The organism is Nocardia veterana NBRC 100344 (genome assembly GCF_000308855.1).
In the GTDB taxonomy this organism is placed as follows: domain Bacteria; phylum Actinomycetota; class Actinomycetes; order Mycobacteriales; family Mycobacteriaceae; genus Nocardia; species Nocardia veterana.
On record NZ_BAGM01000202.1, the window covers coordinates 29,943 to 52,465 of the forward strand.

Annotated in this window: 20 protein-coding genes; 4 read left to right on the forward strand and 16 right to left on the reverse strand. The window is 67.9% G+C overall.

Annotated elements, in window-relative coordinates:
* The first annotated feature begins 116 nt into the window (after positions 1-116).
* The 3 genes from ON37_RS27960 to ON37_RS27970 all read left to right on the forward strand — a co-directional run bounded on the left by ON37_RS27960 (position 117) and on the right by ON37_RS27970 (position 4,217).
* The gene (locus tag ON37_RS27960) at positions 117-1,196 is read left to right on the forward strand and encodes an aldo/keto reductase (protein ID WP_210741968.1); all 1,080 of its coding nucleotides are present in this window, start codon (positions 117-119) and stop codon (positions 1,194-1,196) included.
* Positions 1,193-1,978, forward strand: a complete 786-nt coding sequence (locus tag ON37_RS27965) for an endonuclease/exonuclease/phosphatase family protein (RefSeq protein ID WP_051032208.1) — start codon at positions 1,193-1,195, stop codon at positions 1,976-1,978. The genes ON37_RS27960 and ON37_RS27965 overlap by 4 nt, the downstream gene beginning before the upstream one ends.
* Before the next feature lie 106 nt (positions 1,979-2,084).
* Positions 2,085-4,217 carry a B12-binding domain-containing radical SAM protein gene (locus tag ON37_RS27970; protein WP_210741970.1) on the forward strand — a complete coding sequence of 711 codons (2,133 nt, stop codon included), beginning with the start codon at positions 2,085-2,087 and terminating at the stop codon, positions 4,215-4,217.
* Positions 4,218-4,241: 24 nt separating this feature from the next.
* Here ON37_RS27970 and ON37_RS27975 read toward each other — a convergent pair whose 3' ends face one another.
* A complete protein-coding gene (locus ON37_RS27975; RefSeq protein WP_040723761.1) occupies positions 4,242-4,856 on the reverse strand; it encodes a hypothetical protein in 615 nt (204 codons plus the stop codon).
* Between the two features lie 272 nt (positions 4,857-5,128).
* The gene (locus ON37_RS33280; RefSeq protein ID WP_157171642.1) at positions 5,129-5,293 is read right to left on the reverse strand and encodes a hypothetical protein; all 165 of its coding nucleotides are present in this window, start codon (positions 5,291-5,293) and stop codon (positions 5,129-5,131) included.
* Positions 5,294-5,339: 46 nt separating this feature from the next.
* On the opposite strand from ON37_RS33280, the gene ON37_RS27980 reads away from it, so the two are divergent.
* Entirely contained in the window at positions 5,340-5,954 is a 615-nt protein-coding gene (locus ON37_RS27980; protein WP_040723728.1) for a DUF5753 domain-containing protein, read from the forward strand.
* A gap of 509 nt (positions 5,955-6,463) precedes the next feature.
* On the opposite strand, the gene ON37_RS31295 is transcribed toward ON37_RS27980, so the two are convergent.
* The 14 genes from ON37_RS31295 to ON37_RS28055 form a co-directional block, all read right to left on the reverse strand.
* Entirely contained in the window at positions 6,464-7,318 is an 855-nt protein-coding gene (locus tag ON37_RS31295) for a DUF4913 domain-containing protein (protein ID WP_051032209.1), read from the reverse strand.
* Entirely contained in the window at positions 7,315-9,168 is a 1,854-nt protein-coding gene (locus tag ON37_RS27995; protein WP_051032210.1) for a type IV secretory system conjugative DNA transfer family protein, read from the reverse strand. Before ON37_RS27995 ends, ON37_RS31295 begins: the two co-directional genes overlap by 4 nt.
* 70 nt (positions 9,169-9,238) lie before the next feature.
* Positions 9,239-10,501 carry a hypothetical protein gene (locus tag ON37_RS28000; RefSeq protein ID WP_040723729.1) on the reverse strand — a complete coding sequence of 421 codons (1,263 nt, stop codon included), beginning with the start codon at positions 10,499-10,501 and terminating at the stop codon, positions 9,239-9,241.
* Positions 10,498-11,172: a hypothetical protein gene (locus tag ON37_RS28005; RefSeq protein WP_169332995.1), complete on the reverse strand. Its 675-nt coding sequence runs from the start codon at positions 11,170-11,172 to the stop codon at positions 10,498-10,500. The genes ON37_RS28000 and ON37_RS28005 overlap by 4 nt, the downstream gene beginning before the upstream one ends.
* A 349-nt stretch (positions 11,173-11,521) precedes the next feature.
* Positions 11,522-12,484 (reverse strand): hypothetical protein, encoded by a 963-nt coding sequence (locus ON37_RS28010; protein ID WP_040723732.1) that lies wholly within the window; start codon positions 12,482-12,484, stop codon positions 11,522-11,524.
* 64 nt (positions 12,485-12,548) lie between these two features.
* The gene (locus ON37_RS28015; protein ID WP_040723733.1) at positions 12,549-13,463 is read right to left on the reverse strand and encodes a hypothetical protein; all 915 of its coding nucleotides are present in this window, start codon (positions 13,461-13,463) and stop codon (positions 12,549-12,551) included.
* 61 nt (positions 13,464-13,524) lie between these two features.
* Positions 13,525-14,463, reverse strand: coding sequence for a hypothetical protein (locus ON37_RS28020; protein WP_157171644.1), 939 nt, complete (start codon positions 14,461-14,463; stop codon positions 13,525-13,527).
* A gap of 77 nt (positions 14,464-14,540) precedes the next feature.
* On the reverse strand, positions 14,541-15,494 hold the full coding sequence (locus tag ON37_RS28025) for a hypothetical protein (RefSeq protein ID WP_040723736.1): 954 nt from the start codon (positions 15,492-15,494) through the stop codon (positions 14,541-14,543).
* A gap of 349 nt (positions 15,495-15,843) precedes the next feature.
* Entirely contained in the window at positions 15,844-16,902 is a 1,059-nt protein-coding gene (locus tag ON37_RS32610) for a hypothetical protein (protein WP_040723737.1), read from the reverse strand.
* Positions 16,899-17,282 (reverse strand): hypothetical protein, encoded by a 384-nt coding sequence (locus ON37_RS28035; RefSeq protein WP_051032211.1) that lies wholly within the window; start codon positions 17,280-17,282, stop codon positions 16,899-16,901. Before ON37_RS28035 ends, ON37_RS32610 begins: the two co-directional genes overlap by 4 nt.
* A gap of 167 nt (positions 17,283-17,449) precedes the next feature.
* Complete coding sequence (locus ON37_RS28040; RefSeq protein WP_040723739.1) at positions 17,450-17,824, reverse strand: hypothetical protein; 375 nt, start codon at positions 17,822-17,824, stop codon at positions 17,450-17,452.
* Positions 17,825-17,997: 173 nt separating this feature from the next.
* Positions 17,998-19,125: a C40 family peptidase gene (locus ON37_RS28045; RefSeq protein ID WP_245553543.1), complete on the reverse strand. Its 1,128-nt coding sequence runs from the start codon at positions 19,123-19,125 to the stop codon at positions 17,998-18,000.
* On the reverse strand, positions 19,125-20,825 hold the full coding sequence (locus tag ON37_RS28050) for a putative type IV secretion/conjugal transfer ATPase (protein ID WP_174362156.1): 1,701 nt from the start codon (positions 20,823-20,825) through the stop codon (positions 19,125-19,127). The genes ON37_RS28045 and ON37_RS28050 overlap by 1 nt, the downstream gene beginning before the upstream one ends.
* A gap of 62 nt (positions 20,826-20,887) precedes the next feature.
* On the reverse strand, positions 20,888-22,366 hold the full coding sequence (locus ON37_RS28055) for an SCO6880 family protein (protein ID WP_040723740.1): 1,479 nt from the start codon (positions 22,364-22,366) through the stop codon (positions 20,888-20,890).
* Positions 22,367-22,523: the final 157 nt, after the last annotated feature.

Sequence of the window (22,523 nt, forward strand, 5' to 3'; positions counted from 1 at the left end):
AATTCGGAATTCCCACGGTAATCCCACACCACGCCTACAGGCGAGGATTCCTCCGATGCGGTGACAGGGGCGACAGTGGTGGCCACGGTTTTTCGCCACTGAAGAGGGGAGCGGTGATGCTCAAGCGGATGTTGGGGTCGAGCGGTATCGAGGTCTCGGCGATCGGTGCGGGGTGCTGGGCCATCGGTGGCCCGGACACCAACCTGGGTCTGCCGATGGGGTGGGGCCGGGTCGAGGAGTCCGCCGCGATAGCCGGGCTCGAGCGGGCCTGGGAACTAGGGGTGACGCTGTATGACACCGCAGACGTGTACGGGCACGGCCGATCCGAGCGGCTGCTGGGTCGATTGGTATCGCAGGTGCCGCGAGACAGGATCCAGTTGGTTTCCAAGGTCGGCTACTTCGCCGGCACCGCGGCCCATGGTTATGATGCCGGGCACATGCGCCGCCAACTCGAGCAGACGCTGAACAATCTCGACACCACCTGGTTGGACGTGTATTTCTTCCATCACAGCGAGTTCGGCCCGAACGACGAGCGACTCGAGCTGGCGATCGAGGCGATGCGCGGTTTCCAACAGGAGGGCCTGATTCGCGCCATCGGCATGCGAGGCCCGCACCGCTACGCCCCCGAGCGCCTCTCCGTCGGCCCGAAAGCCGACAAGGAGGCGCGGTTCCGGGAGCTGTTCGACCGCATCGCCCCGCAGGTGCTGGCCGTGCGGGACAACCTGCTCACCCCGCAGGACCGGTCGAACAGCATTTTCACCTTCGCCGACAGCCACGGCTGCGGCGTGCTGATCAATAAGCCCTTGTCCCAGGGCTTGCTGACCGGCACCTACGACCCGGCGCGGCCACGAGTATTCGGCCCTCAGGACCACCGCTCCCGCAAGCGATGGTTCTCCCCGGCAGCGCTCGCGGTGATCAGCGACGGACTCGACCAGGTGCGGACGCTGGTCGGCCCGGACAACGAAGACCTGATCCGGATCGCGGTGTGGTCGTGTCTTACCCGCTCCGAGAATGCGGCGGTCCTGGTCGGATTCAGCAATCCCGCCCAGGTGGCGACGAACATCTCGGCAGTGGGCGCCCGGCCCGACGACGTGGTGATCACTCGGGTGCGTGCGATCATGGCCGATGTGCAGCGCCGCCTCGATGCCGAGGGTGAGGTGTTCGTCGACGAACAACCCGTCGGGGCCCGGCCGTGACCGGCACGGCGACCAGGCCGGTACGGGTGCTGACGTGGAATGTCCAGCACGCCAACACCCTTCGCGCCCGCAAGCAAGTGTCGTGGCTGTCGCGAGTCGACGCCGACGTGGTGGTGCTCACCGAGGTCTCGGCCGGCGCGGCCGGCGAGGTCACCGCGCAATGGCTGCGCGAGGCCGGCTACGCCGTGCACCTTCCACAGCCCGGCGCTGACCGCTACCGCGTGCTCGTGGCCGCGAAAGGGATCACCGACCCCGTCGAGACGGCCATCGCGGTGATGCCCCACCGGTTCGTCACCGTCCGCGTCAAACCCGCGACCGGTGCACTGTTCACGGTCGCCGGGATCTATGTCCCCTCGCGCGGCCCCAAGCACGAACGCAACGTCGCCAAACGCGCGTTCCAGGACGCGGTCAGCGCCGCCCTACTCGCGCTGACCGAACAGTGCACCCCGGTAGGGCCGTGTGTGATCGCGGGTGATCTCAACGTTGTTGAGCCAGACCATGTTCCGCACCACCGCGTCTACGGAGCGTGGGAGTACGACTTCTATCGCTCCTTCGCCGCCAACGGATTCATCGACGCGTTCCGGCTGCTGCACGCCGAGCGAACAGAGCATTCCTGGTTCGGACGCGTCGGCGCCGACGGCGAACGCAACGGCTACCGGTTCGACCACCTGTTCATCGACAGCGACCACCGTCATCTTGTGCGCGAGTGCGCCTATCAGCATCGCCCGCGACTCAACGGGCTCAGCGATCACTCCGCGATGACCCTCACCCTCCACATCTAGCCACGCCCGTCCCCATCCTTTTTCAGCGCCCGATTCCGCAGGTCGGCACGCGCTGCGATCCAGTGCTGCCCAAAACCGGTCGGGCACCGCCCAGAACGGCCGTCTCATGCACCACGACAGCACCCTCGCCCGTCGCATCCTCACCGTCACCGCCCGCGCCGGCGGCGACACCACCCGAACCGCCGAACTCCTGGCCCACTGCCACGCCAGCGAACCCAACCCGCTGCGCGACGCCCTGACCACTACCTACCCGGCGCGAGTCATCGTCACCGACACCCTCGAGCATCGTCTGCTGCTGGCCGAACACCACGACCGAAAGACCTGGACAATAGCGGAACTGTCGGGCCGCGCACTGGCCGAGCGGCACTGGCCGGCGTGGACCCGCGGTCACCTCACCATCGACGACACCAGCTCCTGGCTCAGCACCGCCGAGCTGAGCGCTGCAGCGCAGCACCGGTTCACCCGCCCGAGAGTTGTGCTCGCAGCGCTGTATCACCCGGAACACTTTCCGCTACCTCGGTTTCCCTTGGCCATCAGCGACCTCGCCCGCGCCGCGCGCGCGACGCTGACCGGGGAAACCGCTCTCATGGATATGCAGCTCGGCGTCGGCCTCGACGACATCATCAACACCGTCCGTACAACGAGCCCGGACGTGCTGGGAATCTCGGCGACCTTCGGTCAGCACGACCTGCTCGAGACCCTCCTCGACGCGGTCCAGGAAATGCCGGATCGACCGCTCGTGGTCGCGGGCGGGAGCCTGACCGCCCGCAACGAGCAGTTGCTGCTGCAGCGCTGGCCCTGGCTGCTGATCGCACGCGGCGCCGGTGAGCCGACCATCGCCGACCTCCTCGCGTTCTGGCACCGCGATACCGGATTCGACCAGATTCGCGGCCTCGGCTCGATCGACGCCGCCCGCGGCGAAGGGACCCTGTCGATCGGCCGCTACCGCCGCTCGGCCACCGTTCCCAACCGCACCCGCACCGACATCTTCCCCGAACTCGACCTGCTCGCAACCACATTCGAACACCACGGCGTCGCCCAGCTCGAGACCTCACGCGGGTGCACCAACTTCTGCTCGTTCTGCCCCCGCGGCCACAAAGGCAGCTGGTCCGGAATCGCGCCTACTCAACTGCCGACCATCGTGTCGGGCATGAGCGAGGTCTTCGACCGCTACCCCGCCATCGCCCGCACCCTCTACCTGGTCGACGAGGAATTCGTCGGCCGCGGACCCGACGCCGTCGAACGCGCCCTCGCGGTCGCCGATATCCTCCACCAGCACCAGTTCACGTGGGAAACCTCCTGCCGCATCGACCAAGTCGCGCGCACCGACCGCGACCGCGACTGGCATATCGAACGCGCCCGAATGTGGAAGACACTGCGCGCGACGGGCTTACGACGGTGCCTGTTCGGTGTCGAGTCCGGCGTCACCTCGATCCTGGACAGATTCAACAAGGAAACGACCAGCGAACAGAACGCCCTGGCCATCCGCACGCTGTCCGCGCTCGCAATCCCCACCCGCTACACCTACATCACCTTCGACCACCTCATGACCGAAGACGAGCTGCGCGCCACCCACGCCTTCCAAGCCCGCACCGACCTGATCCTTAAACCACTGCCGCACTTGACAATCGACGACATCGTCGACGGAGTCCGCGACGACACATTCGTCGCCGAACACTCCACCGACCGACCCTTCTACACCGGCATCTCCTACATGCTCGTGTCCATGGAATGCCTCATCGGCGCCGCCTACACCAAACACGTCCAAGCCGCCGGCCTCGCCGGCCCGGCACGGCCCTCGATGGGACGCCTGGACGCCTCCTTCGCCGATCCCCGCATCGGTGTCCTGTCGCACCACGCCCAGCTGTGGGTCGACAGGCACTTCGCCCTCGACTACACACTCAAATCGCTTGAAAAGATACTCGACGGCCCGCCCCGCGTTGCCGCCCGCGAAGCACGGACAGTCATCAAAGACGCCGCCTTCGCCCTGCTGGGCGACATGCTCGACACCCTCAACCGCTACCGATCCCACGACAACATCGAAGACCTCGCCGAGACCGTCGGCCGCCTGCTCGACACCCGACTCGAACCCCTGACGGAACGCATGACCCACACGGTCGCCCTGCTTCGCACGCAGCTACCAGATGCCGAATCCAGACTTCTCGACGCCGAATTCGGCCGCTGGCGAGCCCACACCACCTGGCAACTGATCAACACCGCCGACCCTTGCGGGACATAGGCCGGGGGCAGGAAACGTCGTCGCTCACGCGGTTTCGGGGATCGGTACCCAGTTGAACTCCGGGCAGAATCGCGCGTATGTGCACAGCTTCCACGTCGCGTAGTCCTGCATGCGGCCCGAAGTCCGGAGCAGATACTTCACCCAGGTATGCGCGATCTGCTCCGGCTCAGTCATCGTCGCCTCGATCTCATCGAGCATCCGACACGAGACCGCGAAGTCCTCCTCGGTCAGCGCGCTCAAATCCACCTCGACAGCCTCCACCGTGAACGCGAACACCAGTCGCGTCGTCGAAAACCGTGTTTTGCGTTCACCTTTGAAACTCGTGTGCGGAGCCAAGGCCGCCACCAGCTCGTCCCTCTGATCCGCCGGATAGCCGATACCTAAGTCCAAATCGCTGGTCTCGAGATTCAGACGCAAACCCAGCGAACCCACATCACGCGACGGGCGACCGGTCCACTCCCGAATCAGCCCGGCCGCACGCGCTCGCAGCGCCAGCAGATAGTCGTCGTGACGGCGTAGGTCGCGCCAAAACTGTTCCGCACGAGCAAATTCCGCAGCCGAAAACGCCGCAGGATCAGCCCACCGCTGCGCCAGAATTGCATCCAGATCCAACTCGGAAGGAACCTCGGAAGTCGTCACGGCTCCGCAGCCTACCCACACCCCATGCCACGACGCCCGGAAACGGGCGGGCAGCACCCGCTTCGCCCCGACCGGTCGGGCGGCCACCGGTGGGTGGCTACGGTGGAGCCGGTCGGCAGTCACCGGGTGCATCGGACGGCGGTCGAGCGGCTCCGAACGCGCTCACAGGTGCGGTCGTAATCGCAGTAGCGGGGCCAGGCTGCCGCGGCGCGCAATCGTCGCGCTGTGGCAGCCGCTGGCGTCTATCGCTGACCGGTGGGCCGCGTCGAGGCCTACCGAGGTGAGGTGGTTCCGTCGGGCCAGTCGGTCTGCAGGGCGGGGTGTTGCAGGTCGGTCAGGTAGTCGGTGATGGTGTCCTCGTCGCCGGACCCCATGTGTCCGGTGCGCCGGCAGAGGGGCACAAAGTGGTGTTTGCCCGCGATATCCCCGAACGCCACACGACACAATCGAGGGGAACCGCCCACCGCGCGAAGGGAATTCGTGATGTATACCAGCTTCCACGTCACCGCCGAAGACGGCTTGTCGGACCTGCAACACAGCCTGATCGACCTCGAGAAGGCCACCACGGTGCAGCGTGACTACAGCCCGCATATCGTTCACGGGCTCCTGCAAACCTCCGCCTACGCCCGCGCGATTCTGTCCACCGTGATCGCGCTCCTCCAAATCCGCGACGACACCGACGCAACTGTTGCCAAGAGGCTCGCGCGACAGCGCGTGCTCGACGCCCCGGGCAAACAATTCCGGCTGCTGATGGGCGAGGAAGCGCTGCTGCGCACCGTGGGCAGCGCTGAAATCATGGCCGAGCAGATCGGCGTCCTGCTCGATATCCTCACCGCACGCGACAACGTCGAGATCGGCATCGTCCCGGTCTCCGCCCCCTTCGTCTCAACTGCTGGTGGATTCATTCTCAGCGACGACCGATACCTGGACGTCGAAACCGTCACCGGCCTGGTAAGGGTCACCGACGAGCCCGACATCGCCACCGCAGCCCGGCATTTCGACGCCATCGCCGCCGTGGCCGCCTACGGGCACGATGCGCGCGTCATACTGCAACGCGCCCAGGCGACACACGCCCGCTTGCGGCACGACCTTCCCTGACGGCTCGCCGATCTCGCCGAGCCACGGCGCGGGTGCGCTGGGGACTCGGCCGCGGATCCTGTCGACGCGGAAACGGCGCCTCTGTCTACGACTACCTGACTCCCGCCGGCGCCGGGTTCGTTTCCGCGCCAGCAGCGTTGCTGCCACCGCAGAATCGTGGCGGCGGGTTCAGCTCGGTCCATGCCGTATTGGTCGTAGAGCAGTTTCTGGTCCGGCTGGGCGGAGGCACAGCCCGCGTCCGTCCTTCGAGCCGGATTCGGTTGCGCCAAGCCATTTGCTGATGCCCAGTTCCCGACGTCGGCTTGCCTGTGGAAGGCCTTGGCCGTCGTGGTCGAATGCGTAATCCACCGCCACGCCCTAACCGGTGATCAGCTTCTCTCGTGACCTCCGTCGGGCTCTCACCCCCGACCAACCTACGTGTCGAGTCTGCGGCCACACCCGGCCGCTGGGAGTCGGCACCGGCACCGGTATGTCTGTGCAACGCACACGCCGGGCACCCAAACGTGCCTTTACTGCTTGTGGGCAGGGTGCCGGAAGTCCGGGCCGAATCCGAATTCCTCTATCGGGCTGGCACTTCCGAGTGCGGTGAACCAGTTGGCAGGGACGGCTGTTGTGGGTAGTCCGGTTTCGGGTGTGTGGTGGTCGGGGGTGCAGCGGTGTAAGGGTCCGTTGCCGGCGTCGAGGATGTGCCGGAAGTGCGGGTCGATGTGGGAGACGAACAGCGTCGACATGGCAGATCCGTCCTCGGCGATACGAGCGGCTTCGAACACGACGTGTAGGGCGGCGAAGCGGACGGCGACGCTGCGGTGGTCCCACCATCGTCGACACCAGGTGTATTGGTCTTCCCGGTGGTTGGCGGCGATGCGGACCGCGGTGACCGGCAGCAGCCATTGTTCGACGAAGTCGGCGTAGTGGCCGAATCGGAACGGCTTGTTGGCGCTGGACTCGGTGTCGGTCCTGCCTGTCGAGGTGAACCATCCAGACGGCACGGGGTCGTAGGTCAGTGATGGCAGCGCAGTGTGTTTGGTGCGGGTGCAGCGGTGCAGTGGGCCGTTGGCGGCGTCGAGGATGACGTGGAAGTGGGGGTCGAGGTGGTGGAGTAGGAAGGTCGACAGGCCGGCGGCGTTCTTGTCTGCGCGCATGGCTTCGAAGGCGCGGTGCAGGCAGGCGATGCGGACGGCGACTGCCCGGTGGCGCCACCATTGGCGACACCAGGTCCAGGTGTGTTCGCGGTTGGCTTCGGCGAGGCGGACGGTGATGAAGGGGAACAGCCATTGTTCGGCGAAGGTGACGAAGTCCGGGTAGGCCGGAGCCGGTGCTTTGCGTGGCTGCCGTTGCGCTCCAGGTGTCGCTGGTGTGGTCATAGCTCGACTCCTGCTGCGCCGCCGGTGTGGCTGTCCGGCCGCGTGGGTGGTTTGGAGGGGCTGGTGTAGCGGGCCAGGGACCGGGTGACGAGTGGTTCGAGGGTGGGATTGTTCCACCAGAACTGTTTTTCGATCAGGATCGGTTCGTGGCCGGGGAGGCGGATCAGGGCTCGGTCTTTGGGTAGGCGGGCGAGTTTGGCGACGTTGAGGATGGGTTCGGCGCGCCAGCTGGTGGTGCGGTTGGTGCCGCCGGGCCCGGTCGAGCGGGAATAATCGGCGACGTCGTGGTCGTCGACGAGTCGCGCCCACTGCTCGAGGTAGGTGGGGGTGGCGATGTTGCCGCCGTAGATTTCGATGGATTGGGCGCGGATGACGGTCAATCCGTTTGCGCCCCAGAGGTCTTCGGCTTGTTCGAGGACTTGCACGATAGTGAGCAGGATGACCCCGCAGCCGGCGGCGTAGGTGTAGTAGCTGGGCAGCGCGTCGATGAGCGCGCAGTTGGCTGCTTCGTCGAGGACCGCCAGCAGCGGCACCGCCAGGCGGCCTTCGGGGCGTGCGCGGGCGACGGTCAGCGCTGATTCCAGGATTTGGCCGACGAGGGCGGCGGTGAGGGCGGCGGCGGAGTCCGGTCCGGTCATCGACAACGCGAACAGGGTGTCGTTGCTGGTGACGAACTCCGCAGGTTTGAATTCGGGCAGGTCGTGCGTCTTCGGCGCCAGCGCGGTGTCGATGGCGATCGCGTCGCTGGTTTCGTAGACGCTGATGCGTTGGCGCGCTGGTGGGGTGATCATGGTGGCGTAGCCTTCGTCGGAGAGGACGTTCAAGAACCTGCGGGCCATGTCGTAGAGGCCGTCGCGTTGGCGGGCGTACAAGCCTTGGGCGTCCGAGATACGTTGCGCTGCACGAGTGTGATGGTGGTGGCGCAGGATCAGGATCGGGGTTTGGTCTTGATCGCTGGACAGCCATTCGGCGACGTGGAGAAGGTCGCCGTCGACGCACGCGGCGGCCAGAATATAGAGGGCCAGCAGTTCTTGAGCGCCGCCGTCGAAGTAGGAGTCGACTCGGGCGTTGGCGCGCTCCGACGCCGATCCCGAGGCCCCGGAGACGAAGAATGAGGCCAGCTTGCGCGCGGCGGCGAGGGTATGGATGCGGGCGAGCAGGTCGACCCAGAATCCGCATTCGGCCTGCCCGGTCACCGCTTGTAGATCGCACAGCCAGACTCGGCCACGTTGTTCGCGCCCGAACGTGGTGTGCCGGTAGAGGTCTGGTTTGTTAGAGGTGGCCAGTACCGGTCCCCACGCGCTCAGCACCGCAGGGATGGCCCAGGCCATTGTTTTGCCGGTGCGTTGCCCGGCCGCGATGAACACTCCCATTTCGGCCGGCACGAACAACTCGATCCCGCCGACGACAGTACGGCCCAACGGTGGCCCCGGCAGAGCCCGCACATCGGCTGGGGCGTCTTTGAGAAGCCGTTCGGCCGCGGTGGCGTTGTCCTGTTGCCGCGCAGCCGAGATTTGTCGCGGCGAGACCATTGTGCGGGCCGCTTGGTCGATGTCGTTGCGCCGCATTGCCGCCCACCGCCCGCGGGTCGTGGTCGCGAAAGCGCCGAGGGCTGCCAACGCGAATACGAAGAGCGCGCTGGATTGCCACGGCCAGGGATGCCGGCCGGCCATGACCTGCAGGAGCGCCGCGACTGGGTGGGCGGTGATGGGCACTCCGGCGCACCAGCTTCCGGCCGACAGTGCCGCCCACGCGAGCAGCGCCAACGCGATGAGGCCGAGGGCGATGAGCAGCAGCCAGGCTTCTTCCCCGAGACCTCCGGTGGTGCGGCGCCGCGTTTGCCGCGCCATCACCCCGCCCCCGCTGAGACTGGGGATAGCGTTGTGAATATCTGTGTATAACAGTCATGGCAGAGGTGGTTCACAGGTTCACCTCGCGTTCTGCCTGGGCGGCAATCTCTTTCGTGGCAAGCTCACGGGTGGCTGGGGCCCATTCGCCGGGCTGGGGGTCGGGAAGTGCGGTGTCGACCGCGCTGCTGATCGCAGCACCTGCCTCCACGTCGGAGGTGTTGTGAGTGACCGGCATAGCCGTCTCTATCGTGGTGACGGCGGCATGTGGCTGCGCGGAGGTTGTTCGGGCGAGTTGGGTGCGGTAGGAGTCGGCGGCGGCGCGGGCGACGTCGCGTTGTTCGACGAGTTGGGCGATGCGTCCCAGATGCGGGTCGGAAGGCTGTGCGGCCCAGTAGGTTCCGTCGCGGCCCGTGGTGTAGGCGGTGTGTACCTGTGCGTCGGTGAGACCGATGGCGAGGGCATCGCGGCGTGCGGCGCTCAGGCCGGCCCGCAGCCGGTCGAGCCGGGCGATGCGGGCTTGGTCATCGATTCCGTTGAGCCCGTCGGCGAGAGTGCTGTGCTCGGCCGCGAGATCCTGCACCTCTCGTAGGGCCTCGGCGTGGCGGCGCTGCCATGTTTCGGTCTCGCTGTAGTCGGCCGAGATCGGCGCCTCGCGAACCGCGCGGGGCAGCAGCATTTTCCGTGCGTCGCGGCCGTCGTCGAGATCGGATGCTGCTTCCTCAGTCTCGAGCAGTTCGTCGGTGTCGGCGATGACCGCGTCGACCTGTTCGAGGCTCGGCAACGCGGCAGCCGGATTTCTGGGAGCGCCAAGTGTGCGCTCGACGGCGGTGCGGCGATCGACCTCATTCGCGGTTCGCGCGGTTGGCGCCGCGGTGGCGCCCATGTCGGGTTGCAGGTAGGGATAGCGGCGCGCGGCGTCTTGGTCCGATCCGGCGATCGTGGCCGTGCCGTGCCCGGTGATCAGGCGGGCTTGCTGCAGGGTACGCCAAATGTCGTCGTCGATGGCCACCTCGCCAGTGGCGCGGGCGCGGGCGATCTGGTCGAAGTTGCGGCGCGCGATTTCCGGTTGAGTTCGCCACCCGGCCACGACCCGCTGCAATCCGGCCCAGGTACCGCGCCAGTGTTCGGACTCGTGGCGCGCCCACCTGATCGCCAACTCGTCCGCGCGGGCGTGGAATTCGGCGCGCGCCTCGGCGGAGATGGCGGAGGGCGCGATTTCGCGTAGCTGGTAATAGCGCGCGAAATCGGCGCGCAGCTGCCGCTCGGTGTGCGAGGCGGCGTCGCGATAGTAGTCGGGGTTGGTAAAGCCCAGCGGCTCGTCCAGAGCGGTCACGGCTCGACCTCCGGCCCGTGATCCGACGTGGCGGGCGGCGGCCCGGGGTCGGGATCGGTGGTATCGGGCCAGTAGTCGGGCTGGCCGGGCAGTGCGGTGTCGATCGCGGTACCGATGCCGCCGCTTGTGTCGGTCAGCAGGGTTGGGTCGAGGGTATCGATTTCGTTGGCCAGCGCCAGTTCGGCGTTCATGCGGGCGAGCGCATGGGCAGGCTGCGGCCCGGGTTCGACGTTGTGGTGGCGGTGGCCGGCCAGCCATTCGGCATCGACCAGTTCCTCAGCCTGATCGGTGATGGTGTTGTACGCGTGCGCGAGGTCTTCGGTCAGGGCTTCGATGCGCGCGTTTGCTTGGGCGAGTTCGTGTTCGAGGTCGCGTATCCGGGTGCGGTCGGCGCCGGCGCGGGCCTCGACGAGGGTGAGTGCGTGCGCGAGGTATTCGAGCCGGCCCAGCAACCGGTGGGCGGGTTGCTGGTCCCACCCGACACCGGCCAGCCCGAGATCGTGGGCGGTGTCGATGTCGCTGATAGGCACCCCACTGTGGACGGCATCGAGGTAGGCGCGGCGAAGGTCGTCTTCGATGCCGTTGATCGCGGTCACCCGCCACTCGCCGGGGCCAGCCTCGGTCGTGGTGTCGGCTGCCGGATGCTGTTGCCACTCGATGTAGCGCTTCATCGAGTCCTGCACGGCGCGCAGAGCCGTCGCGCGCAGGGCGTCAGGGTCGTCGGGGCCGAACCGGACGGCCAGAGGGCTCGCTACGGTGCGGGATCGAAACGCTGTCGCCGGCACCGGAGCACGGGCCGCCGCGTCGGAGAGAGTGGGGTTCACTGCGGGGTCCGGCGCGTTAACGCTGGGAGATTTAGGTAGGGGGAATGTGTTGTCGGACATCGTGTTCCGCCTTCTGGGGAAACCGGCCGCGACTTGTGGTCGTGGCGTGACGGGATGTCCTCGCGGTATCGGGGTGGAATCGGGGCGTGTGGTGGGGCGGCGCCAGCGCCATCACCGGGAGTTGACGGTGCGGTGGCTAGGGCTCAGGCCCGAGGTCGGGTCGTGGCGAGGTTGGCGGTGGTGTGGTCGTGGGGCCGGGGCCCCAGTCGCGGGCGGCGGTTTCGGGCAGAGCGACATCGATGGCGTTTGCGAGGTGGATCGGGAGCCGGTCGGTGCGCTCGGGGTCGATACCGAGCGCGGCGGCGGCGCGTGCGATCAACTCGATGGGGTCGGGTGGGCGGGCCTGTGCATGGGTGGTCGGGGCTCCGGTGTCCGGGTGGACAGGGATGTAGGGCGGCAATGCTGGGTCCGCCATGGGTCGGGTGTAGCGGCGCCATTCGAATTCCAGTTGCAGGTCATCCCATCGGTTGATCTGCTCGGCGGCCTGCTGACGGGCGGTATGGACTTGCGAGCTGTTCCAGAGGGCTTCGACCTCGGGCGCCGACAGTTGGGCGGCGTCGGACAGCCTGGCCGCGCGCTGATGGTGCAGAGTCAGGTTGCGGTGGAACTGCATATCGGCAACCGGGTCGGCGCCCAGACCCAGGCGCCCGGCGCTGAGGCGGGCATCGCGTGCTGCAGACAGCAGCGCCATCCGATGCACGTGCCACACATCGACGACAGCCATATCGATGAACAACTGCTTTGCCGCCGACGCGGCGGCCTCCGGTGGCCCCGCTGCTGGGCTAGGGTGCGCGACGGCCTGCGCGATTGCTTCTGTGGGTGCGGGGTGTTCGGCTGCTTCGGCCCCGTTGGTTCGAGCGCGGCCGACCCACTGCGGTGGGATGCCGAGCTCGATGGCCAGTTGCTCGATGGTTTCGCGTTGGGCTTCCAACGCGTCCAGATGCGAACGCCACTCTTGCTCGGGCGTGCCGTCGGTGCCGTCATAGCCGCCGAAGCCGCGTGCCCGCACCGTCGCGTGCTCGCGCGCGAGGCGGTCGATGCGGGCCAGCAACTTCGCCTGCCACTGTTCGATCGATACTGCAGAATGGGGGTCGGTCACGGTCTACACCTCCGTGGCCGGTGAATCACTCTGGGCGGCAGCGAGTCCGGTACGGTCTGGTTGGTCATAGCTGAGTTCCGGCATCGTGGTTGTGGCCGGGATGCGACGGCAAGCCGGTCGGTGTGGCTGTGTCCCAGTGGGTGTGGTCGGCCTCGGCGGGCAGGGCGCGGTCGATCGCGTCGGCGCCGGTGTCGGCGCCGGTGGCCGGCCGGGATAGCAATGCCGCCGCTGCGGCGGTCTTCATGGCATGTGGCGTGGGGATGCGCACGGGGTGCTCGGCCGGGGCGGCATCCACGCGCAGGGTGATGGCGGTGGCATCACGCATAACGCTGGTTTCGATGCCGGGGCGGGCGTACACGCGCCAGCGTTCCTCTAGCGCTTGGTTGTCGTAGGTCTGGGTCGTGGCGTCGAGGATTCGCTGCCAGTCACTGCTGGTCCGCGCCCACATCCCGGCGGATTCGGCGACGGTGAGACCGATCGCGTCGGCGAGGTTGCCAGCCCGTATCCACAACGCGCTCAGGTTGCGCTCGAACTGAGCGACCATCCCTGGTTCGGGCTCGAATCGGGGTGCGTCGGTGACCGCACGCATCCGGTGGGCGACGTCGATCGCGGCCATATGTTGCATCTGCCACACGTCGTCGGCCACCCAGCTCTGCACGCGCTCGCGCACCGTATCGGCGCCCGGCGCCGGGCGGAGATCCGCCCGGCGGCCACGGCTTCCCGCCGCTCGGGCGTCGGCTATCTCTGCGTGCGGGATGCCGAGCGCGTGAGCGCGGGCTTCGATTTCGCTGCGGTCGGCCGCCAGTTGCAGCAGCTGGGTGCGCCATGCCAGCATCGCCAACTCCCCCGCCCCGGGCGGCGTGTCGTAGCCCTCGCGCAGCAGCCGGCCGCGGTCGTCGGGCAAGTCCTGGATTCGGTCGAGCAGTCTCTGCTGCCAGGCCGGTCTTCGCTGCGCGGGCGGTGGTGTCGGTTCGGTCATGGGTCGGCTCCTGTATCGAACTGTGGTGTACTGCTGTTGTTTTCGATTGGCTGGCTTGCGGTCACGGTTCGGGCCCGGGGTCGAGCGCCGGGACAACCCCATGGCGCAGGGCCCCCGTGGTGTTCTCGGGTGCGAATTCGCGGGTCATCTCCGGTAGCGCGGCGCCGATATTGGCGTCGATCGCGGCGCCACCGCCGACCGTGCGCTGGGCGCGTAGTGCGGCGCTGATTTGGTTGATCAGCGATTGTGGTGGGGGCACGAGTTCGCGGTCGGGGTCCCAGGTGAGGTCCCCGTAGTCGGCCAGCGCGGTGTGTGCGGACACGTCGGCGTCCGGGGCGGACAGCTGGTTGCGCCATCGCCGCGCCAGGTCGCCGGGGTCGGTGGTGCATACAGGGTCGGCGAGGGTCGCGATCCACGCGGGATCGGTGGCGGCGGGCCATATCTGTTCGCGTTCCGCGTCGACGGGTTGCAGGAGCGCTGCAACGGTGCCGATCCGGTCCCAGTGTTGGCCCATCTTGTCGGCAAAGGCTTCCTGCGCTCGATCAGATTCGCCGGTGGCGCGGAGTTGGTAGGCGGCGTGCAGGGCCGCGATATGTCCGAACTCCCGTGCCTGCGCGGCCACTGCGGCGATCAGTTCCGCGCGCGGCGGCGCACCGTTTTCCGGCCAACGGTCCGGTACCTGCGCTGTGCTGTGGCCGCGGGCGTAACCGAGCCATTGGGCCGGAATACCGCCGGCGCGGCCGAGTTCGGTCAGTGCTTCGGCGCGGTCGTGCATCTCCGCGAGATAGTCGTGCCAGAGTTCGGCGGGAAAGTGACCGAATTGGCCTCCGAGGCGGCCGGTTTCCTGCATGCGGCGCAGCCCGTCGGAGATGTCGCGCAGTCGCCGCAACAATGCCGCATGGGCGGTGTTCGGACCCCGGGCACGAATGCTGCCTGGCGCAACGGTGGACGCCGGAACTGGGGTGGGGCCTGGATCGGGTATCGGTTGCGGGATCGTCATTCCTTCTCTCCTGGCTCGCTCTCGGTGCTCGGCCGCTGGTCACTCGTCGGCATGCGGGCGGATGCACTGCGCGCGTGTCATGGGCTCGGCCCGTTGTCGCGATGCGCAGGTGCTGGCGCTCCGCCGACGTGCCGCTCGTTGCCGGCCGTTGGCGCGGGGAATTTGAGGCATCGGGGTTCGCCCAAAGCGGCGGCCACAGCGCTGTCCGTGTGCGCGCCGAGTGGCAGCGGCGGTGGCGGGACGGGAGCAGCCAGCCCGGGTGGCAGTCGCAGAGCGGCGGCGATGTGTTCGACCATCGCCTCGGGGATCGGTGCGATGACGGAATCGGGGGTGAAGTCGATGTCGCCGTGGTCTCTCAGCAGCCGGTACGCCCTCACCGACGCGGGTTCGTGGTGGGCGTGGGCGCGCCATTGCTGCGCCAGCTGGGTGAGGGCGCGGTCTCGCACGGTGGCCGCGAGAGCGCGGGCCCAGATCGCGTCCGGGCCCGGTCTTATCCGGTCGCGTTCCGGTCCGATCAGATCCAACAGGGCCGCGATCGAGGTCAGGCGCTCGTAGCGCAGTGCTGCGGTGGCTTCGATGCGTGTCCGCAGCGACTCGGGTTCGTCGCTGCGGGCGCGGGCGCGGTAGGCGGCGTGTACGGCGACGACGTCGGTGAGGTCGCGGGCTTCGGTGGCGAGGTCGTTGATGAGGCGATCCCGCTGCACGGGCTGCGGGACCGGCCATCGTTGCGGGGCCCGCCACCGAGTGCCGCGCTCGCCACGGGCGCGAGCGAGATCGATCCACCGCTGCGAAATCCCACCGGCGTGGCCTAGCTCCGCCAGCGCAGCGCCGCGCGCCATCAGGGCATCCAGACGCGCGAACCAAGCAGGTTCCGCCAAAGCACCTGTCTCATAGTCGTTTCGAGCGGCATCGAGCAACACCCGCGTCTGTGCCGCCACCGCGCACAACCGCCGCAGCAATGCCTTCTGTGCCGCATTCGGCGCCACCGGTCGACGACCGGCCACACCGCGGGCGTCCTCCGTCGCGGTCATGGTTCGACCTCGACTCTCCTGCCGGGCTCTACTCCGCTGCCGGGCTGTCGTGGCAGCGGCATATGACCCACCTCGAGGCGGTGTGGGCAGCCGTGGCCTCTTCCGGCTGCGGCCACCGCTCTATCGATGCCTTGCCCGGACGGTGCGACCGGGTCGGCTTTCAGCCGTCGGTCGGCTGCGTGGGTTGTGGGAGTGGTGTTGTGTCCGAGCTCGTTTCGAAGGACCTCGTGGATCTGGTCGGGTGGTGAGAGTGCGGCGCCGGTCGGTGCGGTGATTCCGGAAGTGGTGAGTGCGCCGGCTTGCAGGACGATGCTGACTTCCGATTCGCGGGCAAGAAAGGTGTTACGCGTCATCGTGGTTCGACCTCCGCAGACGGCGCAGGCCCGAGAGCTTTGACGGGTGGTAGAACTGGTGGCGCAAAGTCGACGCCCATATCGAGGTCACCGGTGACGCCGGTCGCCTCGACCACCATGTTGATGACCTCCCCGTCGAGCACTTCGAGCTCGTCGCCGGAATCGGGCGCTGGGGCGGGCGAATCGGCGGCACCGAAGGCGCGCATCTGGGCTTCGCCGTAGCTGGCAAGGGTGTACTCGACGCTCAGCGCGCTCACTTTGTTGTCGAGTTCATCGGCGGCGCCGTCGAGGGCCTCCGCCTCGGCACGAGCATCGGCCACTGCGGTGCGGGGGTCGTTGCCGGTGTCCTCGCCGTAGCGTTCGGCCCACGCCTCAGTGTGGGCGCGATGGTCGTCGGACAGATCGGCGGTCGCTTCGGCGGCCGCCCATCCCGCGCTGGCGGTGTGGGCGCGGGCATTGCCTGGGTCGGTGTCGGTGAGTGTTTCGGTGAGTCCGAGCGCGCGTTTGCGGGCCTCGATCAGCAGCTTCTGGTATTCGACCTTCAGATCGTGCAGGCGTTGGTCCTGGGCGATTTGTTTGTCGTAGCGGCGCAGCTGTTGGGTATGGATCGCGTCTTTGCGGTTGTATTCGCCGCGTAGGGCTCGCACCTGCAATCCGTGAACCTTGTCGCGGCGTTCCTCGCTGGCCTTGTCGCTGTCTTTCGCGCGGTCTGCTCTGTCCTGATCGTGTTGCAGGCGTGCGTTTTTGACCTGTACTTCGAGCAGGTGCTCGCGGTAGCGGCCCGCCTTGATCGCCATGTCGGCCCAATGCTCGACGCGGCCGTGCTGAGCCCGGTCGATGTAGCCCTGCAGTTGCACGCCGTGGATGTGGTTCTTGCGCTGCTGTTCGGCGATCCGGTCGTCTTGGCGTTGGGTGAACTCCTGCCGGGAGCGTGATTCGCTACCGCGACGCTGCAGCAGGTTCATCGCCATCGCCGCGGTTTGCATCGCCTGCACGAACCCGGCCTTGACCGCTTGTCCGCCCTCATCGACCGGGTCACCGTTCCCCTGGGTCATGACGCGACCTGCACATTCGCCAGTAACCACCGGGCGTCCTGACCGTCCTGGGTGCGGTGTGCGAGAGCGAACACGACCAGCCGCAGCGCGGGCGTGGTGTCGCTGGGTTGCATGCTCACGGCGACCACGCGCGCCGCCCGTGACGCGGTGTCGGGCGGGTGGTCATCGGCCGTGACGCGGGCGGTCGCGGTGACCGTGACGAGGTGGTCGCGCCAGTGTTGCCACATGCCGGGTGTGACCGGCGCCAGGGCGATGGCGGCGGGTGCGCCGCCGCGTGCGAATTCGGGGTCCAGCAGCTGCGTCGCAGCGTCGAACGCGTGCCGTGGGTCGACCCCCTCGCCAGGTCGGTAGGTGAACATCGTCTGCAAGGCCGCCGCCATGACCGATTCCGCCGAGCATGGGTCAACCGCGATGAACGGTGGCTCGAATCTGGCACCGAAGCAGTCGGTTTCATCCGGCGGCCGACCGCGTGACGGGTGCTCAGTGCACCCCGTAAGCAGGCACGTTCCGGTCGTCACGATGAGCGGAATCGCGAGGTGGCGTGACATCATTGCTGGTTCCTCGGGTGTTGGATGAGGCAGGTGAGGTCGGCGCGGCGCCAGTCGACCCACACGCCGAGTTGATGGCCGGTGGCGGGATTGGTGGCGGCGTCGACGAGCAGGTCGAGCACTAGGCCGCTGGCGAACGCCGCCCGGTGCAGGGCGTCCGGGTCCGCGACGAAGCGGGAGGTGACGATGCGCAGGGTCGCGACGTCGGCGCCCCAGAGGTCTCTTCCGTGTGCGGCGAGCCAGATCGCTTGCAGTGCTGCGGCTTCGGTGGCGGCGTCATCGCTGTCGATGATCAGGTCGCGGTGGAACCGGTCGTGGGCCACGGTGTGCCCGTCGGGCCGGCAGATGGTGAACGTCTGACGTGTCGCGGCCACCCACGCCAGAAGATACGGCCCCTCCGACGCCTGCCCGGCGAGCCGTTGCTCGGGAGTCGAGCGCCCGTTACCGGCTGCACTGGCCGGAGCGGTATGGCGACGCTTCGATGACGGAGGGGTAGAACGCCCACGGACGGATCCCGCCCCGCGTCGTCGTTCCGGATTATTCGGTGTCACAGCTGGTTTCCCTCTTCCACTGCTGGGCTTCGGGGTTGTGGTGTGGTGTAGCGGCGGACGTCGAGGTGGTCGGTTCCGGCGAGGCGGGCAAGGGGGGCGGAGGTGACGTTTTGGCCGGTTTGGGGGGCGTGTATGACCAGGTCCGCGCCGTTGGCGTCGCGGCCCGCGTACACGGCGACATGGTGGGAATCGCTCTCGCCAGGGGTGGTGAAGAAGATCAGGTCCCCGGGCTGTCGCTGATCGAACGCGACGATTTGACCGGCAGGTGAGTCTTGTTGGGCTTGGGTATAGTGCGGCAACCGGATTCGTCCGCCCGAGGCCTGGTAGATCGCGTACAACGTCAACCCGGAGCAGTCGAACCCGCCGCCGGTCGGCCCCTCGGCGTCTCCCCCGCTCCACACGTACGGGGTACCGATCCACCGCTGCGCCGCGGCCACGACCGCTTGCCCGAATCCAGTGGCCGGCGCCGGCGCGCCGGGTGGACCCGAAACGGGTCCACATCCGGGCGGCGGTTGTCCTGGTGCGGGCGCGGGCAGGGACGCTGGGTCGATGTCGGCGAACATCGCGTAAAGGCGTTGGGCCAGGTCCAGTTGTCCGGCATAGGCGTTCGGTGCAGACACTTCGACGGCTTGGGCGAGTTCGGCCGAGGTCATCGAGGCGGCGCCGGGGATGGTAGCGGCTTGGTTGTAGAACCAGTTGATCTGATAGATCGCATTCATCAACGTCGCGATCCCGGCGCTTGCCCAGACGCTGACCCGCATCTGGTGCGGGCCCACCGAATCGTGGTCGGCGCCGACGCCATCGTTGGGGTAGTTCAACGATTCCGGGACGTTGGAGTTCGCGAGGTTGCGCAGCGTCGATTCGGTGATCATCGCCGCCAGTTCGGCAACGATCACCGACTGCGGTACTCGGCGTTGTTTGCCGATCGCGACACCGTTGCGCGCCAGCTCCAACTGCCGCTCGTTCAACCCCGCCACCGACTGACCGGTCGGCCCCGACACTCCCCCAGCGAGCACGTCGGTCGCACACGAGTCCGCGGGCTCGATTCCGACGAGCACGGCCAGGAACAGGATCAACGCGATGGGCAGCGACCCGATGCCTGCGAGGAGGGTTCTGGAGGACATTACTCATCGCCGCCCTCCCTGATCTCGGCGGCCGCGGCCTCGCGCGGAGGCCTTCGTTCGTCGTTGTCTTCGCCGGTGAGGTGGGAGAAGCGGCGGTTGGTGTTGTGGATGTCGTGGGCACGCTCGGTGGGGGTGAAGGTCATGCGGAACGGGATGCCCGGCGCGTCGGCTTCACCGGTTTTGAGTAGGAAACATCCTGTGCCGGGCGGTGTTTCGCGCTCGCCGGCGTTGTCGAGGTGATCGTCGGTCGGCGGCCGAGGCGCGGCCCAGGAGGTGACCAGCAGCTTTTCGGTGTCGGTGATCGACACCGCCGCGCGGAGTCGTTCGATCTCTTCCGGCCCGACGGGGCCGATGATCTTGGCTCGGGCGCGTTCGAAGAAGCCGAGGGCTTTGGCTTGCGCTGCGGCGGAGTCGAAGGCGGCGAGGTCTTTGATGGTGTGGCTGCACATGATCAACCCGGTGCCCAGCGGCCGGTTCAACCGGGTCAGGGCGTCGACGCGGTCGACCATGAACTCTCCCGCGCCGAGGACGCGCCAGATCTCGTCCATCACGACCTCGAACGTGCGCGGCGGGGCGAGGCCGGCGTCGGCGAGGGCGTGGGCGGCGGCGACCGCGCCGAAGCCTTCGCTCCAGCACACCATCAGCACCGCCGCGAGCAGTTTCGTGTCGCCTTCGGGAATGCGGGACACGTCGATGCAGACGGCGGGGCTGTTCAGGTCCAGCGGGGTGCTGGTGTGGCGGTCGAAGATCTGGCCCCAGGGGCCTTCGATCACCGCGCGCAGTGAACGGCGCAGCACTTTGGTCGCGGCCCGGAATGCGACCTCGTCGTCTTCCTCGGCGAACTGCCGCAGCCGCTGCGCGCCGCCGGAGATCGTCGCCAACAGGTCCGACAGCCGCGGCGGCCGCGCCGGGGTGAATCCTGCTGCGGGGCTGTAGAGTTCGCGCAGTCCGGCGGCGATGAGTGTTTCTTCGTAGTCGGCGACGCGGGAACCGCGGACCAACTCGATCAGCCCGGCGACGATGTTGACTTGCCCGGCTTCCACGCGCGCGGCGACCTGGCGGCGTTGGTCGGTGTCGGGGAGTCGGTCGATGATGGTGCCGAGCGCGCCGACGGCGAGCGGGTTGATGCTGCCGTGCCCGTAACCGAGGTCGACGACTTGCCCGCCCAGCGCTTCGACGAGGTCGCGGTAGTCGGGTTTGGTGTCGCCCATACACAGCACCGTTTCCCCAGCCGCGACGGCTCCGGTCGCGAGACGCCGGATGAGCGAGGACTTGCCGAAACCGTTGAGCGCCAGCACGAAAGCGATCGGCGCGGTGATGAAGCCACGGGCGAACCACGACATCGGATCGAAATGCACCGGCGCGCCGGTCACGAAATGAGACCCCACCGGGCAGCCCACGATCGGCGCCGTCGCACCGACAGCGAAGGGCCACAACCCAGCCACCTGCACCGTGGTCGCCCGCCACTCCGGCGTCGCCGCCACCACCATCGCCCGCCCGCCGCCGACACCGCGGTATCCGCGGTCGGTCAGATGGGCCACGGGCACGCCGAACCCGTCGCGGACCGAATCCTCGGCTCTCCGTGCGGCATTAGCGCGGCGATGATCGTCGCTCGACAGCGCCCAGCGAGCGCGCACACCGGCCAGGCCGCGCCCGGCCGCGGCCGTTTCGACCTCTGCGCGGGCCTGGGCTGTCAGCACGCGAATTCCTGCGACTGCCGTCGTTCGCGGATGGCGAGTTTTGCGGGTCTCGGTATGGATTCTCATGCGCTGAACCGCTTCGAGATCGAGGTGTGTTCGGGCAGGATCAGGCCGATGCCGAGGGATGCGGCGAAGGCGGCGGCTTGGGAGCCGTAGCAGCGGCGCACCCGTAGCCGGGACGCCGCGGTCATGGTGCGCACGGAGGTTTCGATGCCTGGCAGGTCGGCGTCGAGGACATCGGTGACGGTGACCAGGACCCCGAATCGGGTCAGGCCGGCGCCGCGGGCTTGTTCCTGGCGGGCGGCGCGGGTGTTGTCGACGCGGATGGACGCGGCGGCCGAGGCAATTCCGCGTTCGGTCTGCTCGGCGGCCAGAGCGTCGCGGAAGTCGGCATCGACGATGTCGGTGGCCTCGGCCGCCGAGTGCAAGCGGTACACGATCGCGACACGCTTGCGCGGAACGTCCGCCCGGGGGCGCAGCAATTCCTCCAGCCCCGTTTCCAGCACCGCGCCCCGGGGTGGGGCGTCCATTTCCCAGGTGATCGAGCGGGCGCCGTCGTGCACCAGATGGTCCCAGCGGTCCTCGTGGGCGATCGGGCCCACCGAATCCCACGACTGCGTGTCAGTGATCTTGGGGCCTGCAGCTTCGATGTCGCGCTGGGCAGCCAGGTCGTAGCGAGACCGCACCAGCCCCAGCACTTCCCACGCCTGCAGCGGCGTGGCCGGAAGCCCCGCACGAGCCAGTTGCGACAGCACCCCTTGCACGCGTTGCCCGATCTCACGGGCCTGCTCGGGCAGGTCCCGACGGGTTTTGCGGGAGGTGCCGATGGCGCGGTAGGTGATGGCGATGCGGGCCTCGATCCGCACGCCCACTCCGCCGATGTCGGCGGCGGCCTCGCGCATCACCGCCCGCGCGAACTCCGGTGCCTCCGGCCGGACCAGGCGTGCGACTTCGCGGCGTTGCTTGAGGTGTGTTTCGGCGACGGTGTCGAGGACCGCGGTGACCGCGACAACCTCGCCACCGCGCGACTGCGAGGCCAGGAAGTGCCCGTACTCGGCGACCCAGGCATCGATTTGGGCTTGGTCGACCAGTTCCTTGCCGCGCGGCAGCACCCGCAACACCACCGTGCAGTGATCGGTGCGGCGAATATGAACGATCGCAAACCGCCTACCGCCGGGTGTCTCCCATTCCCCGAGCCTCGAATCAGCCAGCAGCCCAGGCAACCTCGCCACACCCGGGATCCGGGAGAACCGACCGGACCGATACACCAGTTCACCGCGCGCTTTCGCCGTCGCGAACTGGGCCCGCAAGACCGCAGTCTCCCACCCGGTCCGGCCATCGATCGTGATCACCAACGGTGCGAAAACCACTGCGACACAGGCGAGAACGACCAGCGTCGGAGGAATGGACCGGGTGATCATGAACGTGGCCATCACGGTGATCAGCAACGCCAGCGCGAGCATGCTCACACCCCACGTCATGCCGAAGAACCCTGCTGAGCGTGGTTTTTCCCATCTTCCGTACATGCGAGGACTGGTCATCGCCGCACCTCCAACGGGCCGGGAGCGTCGATATCCCAGCCGTCACCGGCCTGGGATTCGACCGCCGAACTCGCCGACTGCACACCCTGACCGGCCAACTGGATACCCATGACGGCTGCACCGGCGATGCCCGCGCCCGCGGCCGCGCCGGAGCCGC

Coding starts and splice junctions, on each gene's coding strand:
- ON37_RS28035 (WP_051032211.1), bottom strand. CDS start 17,282: ATGGCGGCGGCCTTGCAGACGATGTTCACCTACCGACCTGGCGAGGGG.
- ON37_RS28020 (WP_157171644.1), bottom strand. CDS start 14,463: ATGACGATCCCGCAACCGATACCCGATCCAGGCCCCACCCCAGTTCCG.
- ON37_RS28015 (WP_040723733.1), bottom strand. CDS start 13,463: ATGACCGAACCGACACCACCGCCCGCGCAGCGAAGACCGGCCTGGCAG.
- ON37_RS27995 (WP_051032210.1), bottom strand. CDS start 9,168: ATGGCGCGGCAAACGCGGCGCCGCACCACCGGAGGTCTCGGGGAAGAA.
- ON37_RS27980 (WP_040723728.1), top strand. CDS start 5,340: ATGTATACCAGCTTCCACGTCACCGCCGAAGACGGCTTGTCGGACCTG.
- ON37_RS28055 (WP_040723740.1), bottom strand. CDS start 22,366: ATGACCAGTCCTCGCATGTACGGAAGATGGGAAAAACCACGCTCAGCA.
- ON37_RS32610 (WP_040723737.1), bottom strand. CDS start 16,902: ATGACCCAGGGGAACGGTGACCCGGTCGATGAGGGCGGACAAGCGGTC.
- ON37_RS28025 (WP_040723736.1), bottom strand. CDS start 15,494: ATGACCGCGACGGAGGACGCCCGCGGTGTGGCCGGTCGTCGACCGGTG.
- ON37_RS31295 (WP_051032209.1), bottom strand. CDS start 7,318: ATGACCACACCAGCGACACCTGGAGCGCAACGGCAGCCACGCAAAGCA.
- ON37_RS27960 (WP_210741968.1), top strand. CDS start 117: ATGCTCAAGCGGATGTTGGGGTCGAGCGGTATCGAGGTCTCGGCGATC.
- ON37_RS28045 (WP_245553543.1), bottom strand. CDS start 19,125: ATGTCCTCCAGAACCCTCCTCGCAGGCATCGGGTCGCTGCCCATCGCG.
- ON37_RS27970 (WP_210741970.1), top strand. CDS start 2,085: ATGCACCACGACAGCACCCTCGCCCGTCGCATCCTCACCGTCACCGCC.
- ON37_RS28005 (WP_169332995.1), bottom strand. CDS start 11,172: ATGAAGCGCTACATCGAGTGGCAACAGCATCCGGCAGCCGACACCACG.